Source organism: Rhodococcus sp. NFXS4, assembly GCF_058139645.1.
The window spans coordinates 1,813,889-1,827,082 of record NZ_CP192221.1 but is presented as its reverse complement, the minus strand read 5'-3'; the positions used below and the strand labels follow the sequence as shown (position 1 = coordinate 1,827,082).

Annotated in this window: 12 protein-coding genes and 1 tRNA gene; 4 read left to right on the top strand and 9 right to left on the bottom strand. The window is 69.0% G+C overall.

The window, feature by feature from the left end:
• Nucleotides 1-129: 129 nt before the first annotated feature.
• Nucleotides 130-930 (bottom strand): N-acetylmuramoyl-L-alanine amidase, encoded by an 801-nt coding sequence (locus J4E04_RS08565; protein WP_222649256.1) that lies wholly within the window; start codon nucleotides 928-930, stop codon nucleotides 130-132.
• 288 nt (nucleotides 931-1,218) lie between these two features.
• Here J4E04_RS08565 and J4E04_RS08560 point away from each other — a divergent pair, with 288 nt between their 5' ends.
• A complete protein-coding gene (locus J4E04_RS08560; protein ID WP_027505883.1) occupies nucleotides 1,219-1,563 on the top strand; it encodes a histone-like nucleoid-structuring protein Lsr2 in 345 nt (114 codons plus the stop codon).
• 85 nt (nucleotides 1,564-1,648) lie between these two features.
• Here J4E04_RS08560 and J4E04_RS08555 read toward each other — a convergent pair.
• A tRNA-Ala gene (locus tag J4E04_RS08555) sits at nucleotides 1,649-1,721 on the bottom strand.
• A gap of 93 nt (nucleotides 1,722-1,814) precedes the next feature.
• Entirely contained in the window at nucleotides 1,815-2,573 is a 759-nt protein-coding gene (locus J4E04_RS08550; RefSeq protein WP_027505882.1) for a DsbA family protein, read from the bottom strand.
• 111 nt (nucleotides 2,574-2,684) lie between these two features.
• On the opposite strand from J4E04_RS08550, the gene J4E04_RS08545 reads away from it, so the two are divergent.
• Complete coding sequence (locus tag J4E04_RS08545) at nucleotides 2,685-3,437, top strand: VIT1/CCC1 transporter family protein (protein WP_490150520.1); 753 nt, start codon at nucleotides 2,685-2,687, stop codon at nucleotides 3,435-3,437.
• On the opposite strand, the gene J4E04_RS08540 is transcribed toward J4E04_RS08545, so the two are convergent.
• The 3 genes from J4E04_RS08540 to J4E04_RS08530 all read right to left on the bottom strand — a co-directional run bounded on the left by J4E04_RS08540 (nucleotide 3,378) and on the right by J4E04_RS08530 (nucleotide 7,125).
• Nucleotides 3,378-4,703 (bottom strand): MFS transporter, encoded by a 1,326-nt coding sequence (locus J4E04_RS08540; protein WP_081821272.1) that lies wholly within the window; start codon nucleotides 4,701-4,703, stop codon nucleotides 3,378-3,380. The genes J4E04_RS08545 and J4E04_RS08540 overlap by 60 nt on opposite strands.
• The gene (gene pgm / locus J4E04_RS08535) at nucleotides 4,700-6,340 is read right to left on the bottom strand and encodes a phosphoglucomutase (alpha-D-glucose-1,6-bisphosphate-dependent) (RefSeq protein ID WP_490150349.1); all 1,641 of its coding nucleotides are present in this window, start codon (nucleotides 6,338-6,340) and stop codon (nucleotides 4,700-4,702) included. The genes J4E04_RS08540 and pgm overlap by 4 nt, the downstream gene beginning before the upstream one ends.
• A gap of 110 nt (nucleotides 6,341-6,450) precedes the next feature.
• A complete protein-coding gene (locus J4E04_RS08530; RefSeq protein ID WP_056445535.1) occupies nucleotides 6,451-7,125 on the bottom strand; it encodes an LON peptidase substrate-binding domain-containing protein in 675 nt (224 codons plus the stop codon).
• A 114-nt stretch (nucleotides 7,126-7,239) separates the two neighbouring features.
• Here J4E04_RS08530 and treZ point away from each other — a divergent pair, with 114 nt between their 5' ends.
• A complete protein-coding gene (treZ, locus tag J4E04_RS08525; RefSeq protein ID WP_222645400.1) occupies nucleotides 7,240-9,018 on the top strand; it encodes a malto-oligosyltrehalose trehalohydrolase in 1,779 nt (592 codons plus the stop codon).
• Here treZ and J4E04_RS08520 read toward each other — a convergent pair.
• Nucleotides 8,994-10,598: an MFS transporter gene (locus tag J4E04_RS08520; protein WP_490150348.1), complete on the bottom strand. Its 1,605-nt coding sequence runs from the start codon at nucleotides 10,596-10,598 to the stop codon at nucleotides 8,994-8,996. The genes treZ and J4E04_RS08520 overlap by 25 nt on opposite strands.
• Before the next feature lie 89 nt (nucleotides 10,599-10,687).
• On the opposite strand from J4E04_RS08520, the gene J4E04_RS08515 reads away from it, so the two are divergent.
• Nucleotides 10,688-11,254, top strand: a complete 567-nt coding sequence (locus J4E04_RS08515; protein WP_056446231.1) for a TetR/AcrR family transcriptional regulator — start codon at nucleotides 10,688-10,690, stop codon at nucleotides 11,252-11,254.
• A gap of 1 nt (nucleotide 11,255) precedes the next feature.
• Here J4E04_RS08515 and ilvA read toward each other — a convergent pair whose 3' ends face one another.
• Nucleotides 11,256-12,587, bottom strand: a complete 1,332-nt coding sequence (gene ilvA, locus J4E04_RS08510) for a threonine ammonia-lyase IlvA (RefSeq protein ID WP_027505876.1) — start codon at nucleotides 12,585-12,587, stop codon at nucleotides 11,256-11,258.
• A gap of 85 nt (nucleotides 12,588-12,672) precedes the next feature.
• Complete coding sequence (locus J4E04_RS08505; protein ID WP_490150347.1) at nucleotides 12,673-13,107, bottom strand: nitroreductase family deazaflavin-dependent oxidoreductase; 435 nt, start codon at nucleotides 13,105-13,107, stop codon at nucleotides 12,673-12,675.
• Between the last annotated feature and the right edge of the window lie 87 nt (nucleotides 13,108-13,194).

Here is a 13,194-nt window from a genome sequence, read left to right as displayed (position 1 = left end):
CGTCAGGGTACGTCAGCCGGCTCCGGCCCCACCTGTTCGTCCCTACCGACCGGCCTCCGGCCTCCCCGCCCCTACCGACCGGCCTCCGGCCTCCCAGCCCCTACCGACCGGCCTCCGGCCTCCCAGCCCCTACCGACCGGCCTCCGGCCTTCCCGCCACGAAATCGACGATCCCGGTCGCGATCGCCGCCGCATGGGACGCGCGACCCTCGGCACTCTCGAGCTCGGCGGCATCCGACGGGTTCGACCCGTTGCCCATCTCGAGGAAGACGACGGGGACGGTCGTGAGAGCGGGGGCGGCCACGTCGGATCGCACCTGCAGCCCGTCCACCCCCGCATAGTTCGCCGGTGTGAATCCGGCTCGCTCGTACGCGTCCCGCATGGCGGTGGATGCACGCCGTCCCTCACCGGACTGCACCTCGTCGACGTCGGCGGACGGCACCGGCAGCGCCGGGACGATGACGTGGAATCCGTGATGCGCGTCGTCGGACCGGAGTGAGGTGGAGTCGGCGTGAACACTCACCGCCACCGCGGCGCCCGATGCACTCGCCGCTCGCGCGCGGTCGGTGATGCACCCACCCCATCCCGTGTCGTCCGGCCGGCTCAGCACGATCTCGGCACCCAGCCTCTCGAGGCGCGAGGCCACCAGTTGCGACACGTCCCAGACGATGGTGTGTTCCGGCGTTCCGCCGAGCGCCGTCATCCCGCTCGTCTGGCAGTCCTTCGTACCGCCCCGGCCGTCGTCCACCTGCGCCGCGAGGTTCTCCTCGTGGCCCGTTCCCTGGTGTCCGGGATCGAGGAAGATCACGGTGCCCGCGAGCGGTGCGTCCGGTGTCACCGGGATCGCAGCGGCCCCCGGCGGGACCGCCACGGAGACCAGTGCGACCGCGAGGATCGAGACACCACAGTGTCGTGCAACCGACGATCGCATACACCCCACTTCCCACCTCGGCGCACGTGCGCCGACACGATGTTCTCGCGATTTCCAAGAATGGCACGGCGAATTGGTTGAACGTGTGATGATCGGTAGCCGTCCGTGACCCCGTCGTGACCGTTCGCGAGTCCGGACAGCGTGAATCGCGATATCCGTGCACAATGGCTCCGCGCCCCGAGAAAATGACGTGTATCGCGGCGCCCCCGACCGAATTGGAAGGGCGGTTCACACGGTATGGTCTCGGCAAAGCGTGATTAACCGAGCTCAGCGACGAAAGCAGAAGACATGGCGAAGAAGGTCGTTGTTCAGCTGGTCGACGACATCGACAGAACACCTCTCGAGGACGATGGCGAACACATCACGTTCGCGGTCGACGGCACGCACTACGAGATCGACCTCGGGCCCGACAATGCCGCCGAGTTCCGACGTGTTCTGGGTTATTACATCGAGCACGCGGCGAAGGTGTCGGCCGGAACGCACAGCGGACGACGCAGCACGAAGCCGATGGGACGACGCAGTCCCGAACAGACCAGGGCCGTGCGCGAATGGGCCGTGGACGCGGGATTCACGGTGTCGAGCCGCGGTCGCATTCCCTCCGAGGTGCAGAGCGCGTACGACGCAGCGCACTGACACCACATCACACGCGAAAGGCCCCGTACCTGACCGGTACGGGGCCTTTCGCGTGTCCGTCTACTTCGGTGGAGCCGTTACTCGGTGGAGCTAAGGGGACTCGAACCCCTGACCCCCACACTGCCAGTGTGGTGCGCTACCAGCTGCGCCATAGCCCCGTGCTCTTCTGACCGTGAGAAAGAGTGTTTCGCACCGCTCGAAGAACGCTCGACCGAAGTTACACCATCGGTTCGACGAGGTCCAAATCAGCGTCAGCCGAGATCGGACACCCAGGCGGAGTTGGTGGTGGTGTCGACGATCGCGCCGTCCACGATGACGGTGGGAGTGCCTCGCGCGCCGGCAGCTGCGAGCGCCGCGCTTCCCGTCGCAGCGTCGGTGGCGGCGTCCGCCACTCGCGTTCCGTCGGTGATGCACTGTGCCGCCTCGTCGGAGGCTCCCGCCTCCGTGGCGCGGGCGGCGAGCTCGTCGGCGGTGTGGTCCGCGCTGCCCTTCTCCTCCGGCTGGAAGTCCGGCGAGAACAGGGCCGAGTGGAATGCTGAGTAGGCGGGCCCGTCGCCCGTGGCGGCGACGCACTGCGATGCGGCGGCCGCACGGGTGCTGTAGTCACCGCTGGGCGACAACTGATTCAGGAAGTCGAGCATGTGATAGCGCACCGCGATGGTGCCCTCGTCGATCTTCTGCGCGAGTTCCTGGCCGTAGGTGTTCTCCAACTCGGCGCAGTACGGGCACATCGCGTCCTCGTAGATGTCGACCGTGCGTGTCGCCTCCGGGAGACCCAGCCGCACCACGCCGTCGTCGTCGACCGAGGAGGTGACCGCCGCATTCTGCACGGACCCGTATCCGTCGGCGCGCGGCTGGCTGCGGGAGTTCTGCCACAACACTCCGCCGATGACGACGGCCGCGATGACCAGGAGAGCGAGACCGCCCAGAACATAGGTCGACGTGCTCGACGACTTCTGTGGCGTGTACTTGCTCGACGATTTCGATGACGACGATTTCGAGGCATTCACGCGAATACTGTGTCACGCGCGACTGACAGTGTGCTGAGAACTGGATGTCAGGTATGCCAATGCTTGCTGGTAGAGACGTTCCGGCGCGCGTACATTCGCCCCGTGACCCACATCGAGCCCCGTGATCCGCAGGCGTCCGCCGCGCCCGTCGAGGGAGGGCCCGGCCTGCCCCACGACATCGATCACACACATGCCGACGTCTCCGGAGGCTGGCTGCGGGCCGCCACGTTCGGGGCCATGGACGGACTGGTGACCAACACCTCGCTCATCGCGGGTGTCGGCGGTGCGGGCGTCTCGACGCACACGCTGGTCCTCAGCGGCATCGCCGGCCTCGTCGCGGGAGCGTTCTCGATGGCACTCGGCGAGTTCACGTCCGTGTCCACGCAGAACGAGCAGATCGATGCCGAGGTGACCACCGAGCGCGCCGCGTTCACGAAGTACCCGGAGGCCGAACAGGCGGAGTTGGTGGGCATGCTCACCGACATGGGCATGTCGACCGAGACGGCCACGGTCGCCGCGCGCGAGATCCACACGGACGCCGATCGTGCCGTGGATCTGCACATCTCGCGGGAGTTGGGTGTCGACCCCACCGAGAAGCCGTCACCGTGGGTGGCGGCCGGATCGTCCTTCGTCCTGTTCTCGATCGGCGCGATCATTCCGCTCATACCGTTCCTGCTGGGATCGGACGTCCTCGCCCTCGGGCTCGCGTGCGGCGCCGTGGGCCTCATGATCGCGGGCGCGCTCGCCGCGCACTTCACCTCGCGGTCGACCGTCGTCGGAGCGCTCCGCCAACTACTGTTCGGCTCACTCGCCGTCGCGGCGACCTACGCCGTCGGATCCCTCATCGGTGTCGGCACCGCCTGAGTCGCCGTCCGGATCGATCGTCACCGCGCTGGGCTTCCCGGTCAGCGACACCCGCCCGGACCGCGTGTCGGGTACCACCATCCAGCCGACCGCGGCAATCAGCAGGATGGCACCCGAGGTCCCGAACGCGGCCGCGTAGGAGAGTTCCGTCACGAGTACACCGGCGACCAGCGGCCCGATGACCGAGCCCACGTCCATGGCCATCTGGAATGCGGCGAGGACGGGGCCTCCACGGGCGCGCGAGCCGATCATGTCGGCCACCGCCGCCTGCTGGGTCGGCGTGATCAGCCCGGACCCGAGCCCGGCGACGAAGGTGATCACGAGGAACACCTCCGTCGATCCCGAGATGCCCATGGTCGCGGTCGATGCGCCGCACAGCAGGAGCCCGGCGACGAGGAACGGCTTGCGCCCGTACCGATCGGACCATCGCCCCGCCGGCACCAACACCACCGCGTTGCCCACCGCGAACACCGCGAGGGCCACGGCGGCCATGGAATCGCTGCGTCCGAGCGCGGCGACGACGAACAGCGGCACGATGGCCGTGCGCACTCCGAACACCGCCCATCCGTTGGCGAAGTTGGACAGCAGGGCCGACCGGTACGTCGGGGAGCGCAGGGCGTCGGCGAACCGCAGCACGACCGCCGCGTCCCGATCGGCCTCCGTGGTCGCGGCGGGTGTTCGTAGGCCCACCGCGACGACGGCGGCGGCCGCGACCAGCGTCACGGCGTAGAAGACGAACGGCGCCCGCAGACCTCCGACACCGAGCACGATGCCGCCCACGAACGGGCCCAGGACTGTGCCGGCCAGGAAGCTCGACGCGTACATGCCGGAGACGCGCCCGCGGCGATCGGGCGGGGCGATCCGGATGAGCAGTCCCAGCGCGGACACGGTGAACATGGTGGACCCGATACCGCCGAGCGACCGGAAGAGGAGGAGTTGCCAGTACGTCTGGGCCAGTGCGCACAACCCGGTCGACACCGCGACGACGACGAGACCGGTGAGGTAGACCCGGCGCTCGCCGATGCGCTGCACGAGCGATCCGCTGGCGGGCGCGAAGATCAGCCGTGTCGCCGCGAAGGCACTGATGATGACGGTGACCGCGAACTCGTCGACCCCGAAGGCGAGCGCGAACCCCGGGAGCGCGGGCGCGACGATGCCGAAGCCGAGTGCGATGACGAACGCGGCCGAGACGAGGATCCAGATGTCGCGGGTGGGATCGGGGGCGGTCCCCCGCGTCCCGGCACCGGCCCCTGCTGCGGCGCTCACTCCCCGGTCAGGACGGACGACACGAGATCGCGTGCGGCGCTCTGCACCTCGGCGAGGTGATCCGCACCGCGGAAGGACTCGGCGTAGATCTTGTAGACGTCCTCCGTACCCGACGGCCGAGCGGCGAACCAGGCGCTGTCCGTGGTGACCTTGAGTCCGCCCAGAGCCGCCCCGTTGCCGGGAGCCGAGGTGAGTGTGGCGGTGATGTCCTCCCCCGCCAGGGTGGTCGCGGTGACCTGCTCCGCCGACAGCTTCGCCAACACGGCCTTCTGCTCGCGCGTCGCGGGCGCATCGGTGCGTGCGTAGGACGGGTCACCGAACTGCTCGGTGAGCTCCCGGTAGCGGGTCGACGGTGTCTTCCCGGTCACCGCGGTGATCTCGGAGGCGAGCAGGGCCAGGATGATGCCGTCCTTGTCGGTGGTCCAGACGGATCCGTCCGTCCGCAGGAACGAGGCGCCGGCGCTCTCCTCGCCGCCGAACCCGATCTCACCGGAGACGAGACCGGGCACGAACCACTTGAACCCCACGGGCACCTCGAGCAGGGTGCGACCGAGCGAGGCCACGACGCGGTCGATCATCGAGGAACTGACGAGGGTCTTGCCGACCGCCGCCTCGGCGGGCCATCCCGGCCGGTGCGAGAACAGGTAGTCGATCGCCACCGCGAGGTAGTGGTTCGGGTTCATCAGTCCGCCGTCGGGGGTGACGATGCCGTGCCGGTCCGCATCGGCGTCGTTGCCCGTCGACACGTCGTAGTCGTGCCGGGCGCCGATCAACGACGCCATCGCGTTGGGCGACGAGCAGTCCATCCGGATCTTGCCGTCGGTGTCCAGGGTCATGAACCGCCATGTCGCGTCGACGAGCGGGTTGACCACGGTCAGATCGAGGCGGTGCCGTTCGCCAATCGCCGCCCAGTAGTCGACGCTCGCACCGCCCAGCGGATCGGCGCCGATGCGCACACCCGCGGACCGGATGGCATCGATGTCGACGACGGACGGGAGATCGTCCACGTAGGTGGTGAGGAAGTCGTACTTCTGCACGGACCCGGCCAGTGCCGACGCCAGAGACACGCGCTTCACGGACGACACACCGGAGCGCAGGATCTCGTTGGCGCGCGCCGCGATCACGGAGGTCGCGTCGCTGTCGGCGGGTCCACCGTTCGGCGGGTTGTACTTGAAACCGCCGTCGCGCGGCGGGTTGTGGGACGGCGTGACGACGATGCCGTCCGCGAGCGCCGACGGACCCGAGGCGTTGTGACGCAGGATCGCGTGGCTCACCGCCGGGGTGGGCGTGTAGCGGTCTGCCGAATCCACCAGCACCGCAACGTCGTTGGCGGCGAGAACTTCCACGGCGGTGACCCACGCGGGCTCGGAGAGCGCGTGGGTGTCGCGACCGAGGAAGAGCGGTCCCGTGGTGCCCTGCGCGGACCGGTACTCCACGATGGCCTGTGTCGTGGCCACGATGTGGTCTTCGTTGAAGGCGCCGTCCAGGGACGATCCACGATGTCCGGAGGTACCGAAGACCACCTGCTGATCGGGATTCTCGACGTCCGGCTTCACGCTGTAGTAGGCCGTCACCAGATGCGACAGATCGACCAGATCCGATGCCTGTGCCCGTTGTCCCGCTCGCTCGTGAGCCACTCGGGTCCTCCTGTGTCGATTGCGTACCCCCGCCCCGAGAACCCTAGTGGGCGAGCAACGACCGCGGACCACGACTGTCGGATCGAGGCCCCGACCGCGTCGTCGGACGGTCAGAGATCGGGCAGCGCGGAGAACTCGGCGATCGCGATGACGTCCTCGAGAGCGGTCGCGAGGACGTGGAGTCGTCGTCCGACCGTTTCTGCCGCGAGCACCTTCGCGCGATCGGACGAGCCGAGCGGCAGGGACGACGCGAACTCCCAGACCTCGGCGACGGAGCGCGTTCCGTCCGCGTCGACACGCGGCGCCTCGGGTGTGGGCAGATCGCGCGAGCGTGCGATGCCGGTCAGGATCTCGAACAGCCGGTCGGTGCGCTCCTGCACGAGGTCGTACACCTCGTCCAGCGATTCGTCGCCCGCCGGGAGATCGGGCCAGGCGGTGACACGCGCCCGCGGGTACGGATCGTCCGGCAGCCACTCCAGCACGCGGATCCGGTCGACTCCGCGGCACTCGAGCACGAAGCGCCCGTCCGGTGTGGGGAGGGCGCGGTCGATCCGGGTCGATACTGCGGCCACGCCGCGCACGTCCCCGCCGCCGACCTCGTGGCCTCGCTCGATGAGCGCCACCCCGAAGTGCGACTCGGTGTCCAGGCAGTGCTGCACCATCGCGCGGTAGCGGGGCTCGAACACGTGCAACGGCACGTCGTCCCCCGGAAGTACCACCGAGCCGAGCGGGAACATCGGGAGCTCGTAGATGTCGTCGGACCGGGCGTGCATGTCGTCGTCCACACCACCAGCATGCACTCACCGCGACCACCGCGACAGAACCCGACGACCCGGGTGTGGTGCAACTCCCCCGCCGGTCTGGTGTCGGTGGCCCGGCTACTGGGTAAGGATGCGTCCATGAGCACTCCGGTTCGCGCCGCTTCCCGCACCACTGGACCCCGGACGTTCGCGGTCTGGGCACCCACACCCGAGCGGGTCCGACTGCACCTCGACGGCGACCTGCACCCGATGACCGAGAAGGACGGGTGGTGGAGCGCCGAGGTGCCCGCCGCCGACGGTGCCCGGTACGGCTTCGTCCTGGACGACGACGATGCGGTGATCCCGGATCCGCGCTCGCCGCGGCAGCCGGACGGCGTGCACGAGGCGTCGGCGCTGTACTCCGCGGACACCTTCGCGTGGACCGACGACGCGTGGACGGGTCGCCCGCTGGCGGGCGGCGTGCTGTACGAACTGCACATCGGCACCTTCACCGCGGAGGGGACGTTCGACGCGGCGATCGACCGACTCGATCACCTCGTCGACCTCGGCGTGACGTTCGTGGAGGTCATGCCCGTCAACGGTTTCAACGGGACACACAACTGGGGCTACGACGGCGTCCTGTGGTACACCGTCCACGAGGGCTACGGCGGTCCGGAAGGTTTCCAGCGGTTCGTCGACGCCTGCCACGCCCGGGGGCTGGCCGTCACGCTCGACGTGGTCTACAACCACCTGGGTCCGTCGGGCAACTACCTCGAGAAGTTCGGCCCGTACATGTCCGAGGGTGCGAACTCCTGGGGACAGACGGTCAACGTGGCCGGCGCGGAGTCGGACACGGTGCGGCGCTACATCATCGACAACGCACTGCGGTGGTTCGAGCAGTTCCACGTGGACGCGCTCCGTCTCGATGCGGTGCACGCCCTGGCCGACACCACGGCCACCCACATCCTCGAGCAGCTCGCCGTGGAGACCGAGGCCCTGTCGGCGCACGTCGGTCGACCCCTGAGCCTGGTCGCGGAGAGTGACCTCAACGACCCGACGCTCATCACTCCCCGAGCGGGCGGCGGGTACGGCCTCACTGCCCAGTGGGACGACGACGTCCACCATGCCGTGCACGCAGCGGTGTCCGGCGAACGTCAGGGCTACTTCGGTGACTTCGGCTCGATGCAGTGCCTCGCGACCACCATCACGCAGGGCTTCTTCCACGCCGGGACGTATTCGACCTTCCGTGGCCGCGTGCACGGTCGACCCCTGGACCGACGGGTGCTCCCGGCGAGCTCGCTCGTCGCGTACACCACGACGCACGATCAGGTGGGCAACCGCGCAATCGGCGATCGTCCCGGCTTCTCACTCACGCCGGGGCAGCTGGCGGTCAAGGCGGCGCTGATCCTGTTGTCCCCCTTCACCCCGATGCTCTTCATGGGTGAGGAGTTCGACGCCTCCACCCCGTTCCAGTTCTTCACCTCCCATCCCGAACCCGAGCTGGGTGAGGCCACCGCGAAGGGCCGCAAGGCCGAGTTCGCGTCCCACGGGTGGGACAGCGAGGACATCCCCGACCCGCAGGATCCCGCGACGTTCGAGAACTCGAAGCTGAACTGGGACGAGGTGACCGAGGGTGATCACGCCCGCGTACTCGACTGCTACCGAGCACTTCTGGCGTTGCGCGCCCAGCGCATCGAGATCACGAACCCGTGGTTGACCGGCGTGCACGTCGACTACGACGAGGACGCCCGATGGATCGTGATCCACCGGGCGCACCCCACCGCGGGCCGTGGTCTGAGCATCGCGTGCAACCTCACCGACTCGCCGGTGACAGTGCCGGTGGGCGGCTCACCGCTGCTGTGGTGGGACGAGCCGACGCCGAACGCGACCGCGTCGGCGACGACCGTTCCGGGTCACTCCTTCGTCGTGCTGGAGTGAGTTCCGTTGGAGTGACTGTCCGGCTCGGCCCGCGCGTCGCCGGCGTCCGAGCCACGCAGAGCCAGAGCCACGAGGAGAGCGTTGGCGACGAGCACGATCGCGGTGGCCACCGCCGCGACGTGCATCCCGTCGACGAAGGCGGCGCCGGCCGAACTGGTCAGAGCGTCACCGAGATCCGCCGGTAGCGTCCGCGCGAGCGAGACCGCCTCGCCGATGGTCTCGCGGGCACCCGACGCGGTGTCCGGGTCGAGCGCCGACGTGTCGATACCGCCACGGAACACGGCCATCACCACCGAACCGAGCAACGCGACGCCGAGGGCGATCCCGAGTTCGTACGCCGTCTCGGAGATCGCAGACGCTGCGCCGGCGCGCGGCGCGGGAACCGAGGCGACCACCAGATCCGACGTCAGCGTCAGCGCGAGGCCCGCGCCGACACCGACCAGGACGAACGACGCCATGAACACGGCGATGCCGTCGGTCTGACCGAGACGTGTCAGGAGCAGTGCCCCCGCCGCGGAGACCCCGAGTCCCACGGCGAGAACGGTGCCCGCCTCCCATCGGCGTACGAGATGTGCGGCGGCGAGCGACGCGACGATGCTCGTCGCCGTTCCCGGCAGCATGATCAGACCGGCCTCCAGCGGGGACGTGCCGAGAACCGACTGCAGGTACTGCGAGCCGAAGAACAGCACTCCCGCGAGCGCGAAGACGGACAGCAGGTTCGTCGCGACGGCCGTCGCGAAGCGACGCTGCGCGAACAGCGTCAGGTCGATCATCGGAGCGGCGAGTCGGCCCTGCCTGCGGACGAAGACGGTGCCCGCGGCCAGACCGACCAGCGCGACCGGAATCATCGACGGGTGCGGCCCGTGAGCGGCGGTCTCCTTGATCGCGTAGACGACGGGAACGATGCCCAGGATCGACAGCGCGGCGCTGGGTACGTCGAATCGGCCCGGTTCCGGATCCTTGGACTCCGGGATGGTGAACGGACCCGCGACGACCAGCGCGATCATGATCGGCACGTTGATCAGGAAGACCGAGCCCCACCAGAAGTGCTCGAGAAGCCACCCGCCCACCAGAGGACCCGCCGCCGCGCCGCCGCCGGCCATGGCACCCCAGACACCGATCGCGAGCGTGCGTTCACGCCGCACCTGGAACATCGTGCGGATCAGGCCCAGGGTGGCGGGCATCAACGTGGCACCCGAGATGCCCTGCAGCACCCGGGCCGCGATCATCATCGCGGGGTCGACCGCGAAGGCGGCGAGCACCGAGGACAGCCCGAAGCCGACCGCGCCGATCAGGAGCAACCGCCGTCGTCCGATGCGGTCGCCGACAGTGCCCATGGTGACCAGCAGGCCGGCGAGGACGAACGAGTAGACGTCGATGATCCACAGCAGCTCGGTGCTGCTCGGGCGGAGATCCGCGCTGAGGAACGGCAGCGCGATGTCGAGGACGGTGCCGTCGACGGCGATGAGCATCACGGCACCGGCCAGCACCACCAGACCGAGCCAGTCGCGGCGGGTGGCGCCGGCCGGTACGAGATCGTCGGGATTCGGCTGCACGGACGCTGCCGGGGACACGGACACGAGACACCTCTTTCGTTTACCGTCCGGACGGTACAGTCGACGGACACCGACAGCGTAGCAACAACCGTCCGGCCGGTACAGTGCGTGTCATGGCAGCCGACACACGCGACCGCATCCTGGACGCCCTCGAGACGCTGCTCCTCGACGACGGCGCGGACAAGGCCACCCTCGAGGCGGTGGCCTCTCGGGCCGGCGTCTCGAAAGGTGGTCTGCTGTACCACTTCCCCAGCAAGGACGCGATGATGGCCGCGCTGGTGCGTCGCCTCGGTGAACGATCCGACGTCCAACGCGTCGAGGCGGAGGCCGCCGGCACCTCGCTGGCGCAGTGGTATCTCCAGCCACCGGACGCCTCGTCCGCCGAGGAGGTGGCGCTCTACCGCTCCACTCTCGCCGCGCTGCGCAGCATCGACGGCAGACCCGGCGAGGTGCAGCAGGCCGTCATCGACGTCATGGGCATGTGGGACCGCGCGCTGCAGCGCGAGGTGACCGATCCGGTGCAGGCCGAGATCGTGCGGCTGGTGGGCGACGGCATCTACCTCGCCGCGCTGCTCGGCCTCCCCCACACGCCGCCCGACCTGCACCGTGACGTGGTCGAACGGCTCCTCGGTGGCGGTTCGAGCAGTGTCGACCCGAGCGGTCAGGGGTCGGCCGGATGACTCAGGTCAGGTAGCGGTATGCGGGAGACCCGGGCTCGAGATGCTCGACGTGCATCGGCGACGTCTCCATCCGCTCGAGGAGGGACGACAGGCCCGCGGCCGAACCGAGCTCGATACCCACCAGCGCGGCACCCGTCTCGCGGTTGTTGCGCTTGACGTACTCGAACAGCGTCACGTCGTCCTCCGGACCGAGAACGACGTCGAGGAACGTGCGCAGTGCGCCCGGCTCCTGCGGGAAATCGACGAGGAAGTAGTGCTTGAGCCCCTTGTGCACGAGCGACCGTTCGAGAATCTCCCCGTAGCGCGAGACGTCGTTGTTACCGCCCGAGATCAGGCACACGACGGACGAGCCGGCCGGGATGTCGATCTGCGACAGCGCGGCCACCGACAGCGCTCCGGCGGGTTCGGCGATGATGCCCTCACTCTGGTACAGATCCAGCATCGCGGTGCAGATGGCACCCTCGTCCACCTGCGTGACCACCACCGACCCGCGTCCGTCGTGGCCCGCACCGACCGTCACCGAGGCATGCGAGGCGACGGTCGCGCCGAGCGACGACACGACCCGGTACGGGAGATCGCCGATCCGGCGCACGGCGGCGCCGTCGACGAACGGGTCGATCTCGTCGAGTGTGACGGGGCCGCCGGCCATGAGCGCCGCCGCCATGGATGCGGCGCCGGTGGGTTCCGCACCGACGACGGAGGTGTTCGGCGACCGCTCGGCGAGGTACGCCGACATGCCCGTCATGCACCCACCACCGCCCACCGCGACCACGACAACGTCCGGAGCGGCACCGAGTTGCTCCAGGATCTCCGCGGCGATGGTTCCCTGTCCCGCCACGGTTCTCGGGTCGTCGAACGGCGGCACGATGGTGGCACCGGTGGTGCGGACGTCGGCGAGGGCGGCCGCCGCGGCCGCATCGAAGGTGGAACCGACGCTGATGACCTGCACCATGTCGCCGCCGTGGAAGGCGATGCGATCGCGCTTCTGCTTCGGGGTGTTGGTCGGCACGTAGATGCGACCGCGGATGCCGAGCGCCCGGCACGCGAACGCGACACCCTGCGCGTGATTGCCGGCGCTCGCCGCCACGACACCGACCGCGCGCTCGTCGTCGTCGAGTTGCAGCATGAGGTTGTACGCGCCGCGCAACTTGTACGAGCGCACGCGCTGGAGATCCTCGCGCTTGAGGTGGATCCGCGCACCCGTCTGCTCGGACAACCGCTCGCAGAACTCGAGCGGGGTGCGGGTGGCCACGTCCCGCAGCCGGACGGCCGCGGCATCGATGTCGTCTGCGGTCGGCGCAGCGGCGTCGGTACGGCTCGTCGTCTCGGTCACACGGACATGCTGCCACGGTGGTGCGACGACCACCGACCCACCCTCACCTGCGGAGCGGCCGCCGGCGGGGGTGACGAATCAGCGCTCAGGCCCGCTCGAGCACGAAGACAGGGATCTCGCGGTCGGTCTTCTTCTGGTAGTCCGCGTAGTCGGGGTAGGCCGCGACCGCACGCTCCCACCACTGCGCCTTCTCCTCGCCGTGGATCTCGCGCGCGACCATGTCCCACTTCTCGGTCTTGTCCCGCAGTTCGACGTGGGGGTTCGCGAGCACGTTGAAGTACCAGACGGGGTGCTTGGGCGCGCCGCCGAGCGACGCGACGGCGGCGTACGCACCGTCGTGCTCCACGCGCATCAGAGGGGTCCGACGGAGCTTGCCCGTCTTGTTCCCGATTGTCGTGAGGAGGATGACGGGCATCCCCCGCATCTCGGTGCCCTCGGTCCCTCCCGAGCTCTCGTACAGGTCGGCCTGATCGGCGGCCCAGGTGGACGGACTCGGCTCGTACTCTCCGTGCAGCGGCATGATCCCAGTACACACACCTCGGCGGTCTCCGGCAACCATCCGCAGGGTGATCAGGAGGTTTCGGTCGCCCTAACTTCCATGTACGTG

Coding starts and splice junctions, on each gene's coding strand:
- J4E04_RS08565 (WP_222649256.1), bottom strand. CDS start 930: ATGCGATCGTCGGTTGCACGACACTGTGGTGTCTCGATCCTCGCGGTC.
- J4E04_RS08560 (WP_027505883.1), top strand. CDS start 1,219: ATGGCGAAGAAGGTCGTTGTTCAGCTGGTCGACGACATCGACAGAACA.
- treZ (WP_222645400.1), top strand. CDS start 7,240: ATGAGCACTCCGGTTCGCGCCGCTTCCCGCACCACTGGACCCCGGACG.
- J4E04_RS08515 (WP_056446231.1), top strand. CDS start 10,688: ATGGCAGCCGACACACGCGACCGCATCCTGGACGCCCTCGAGACGCTG.
- J4E04_RS08505 (WP_490150347.1), bottom strand. CDS start 13,107: ATGCCGCTGCACGGAGAGTACGAGCCGAGTCCGTCCACCTGGGCCGCC.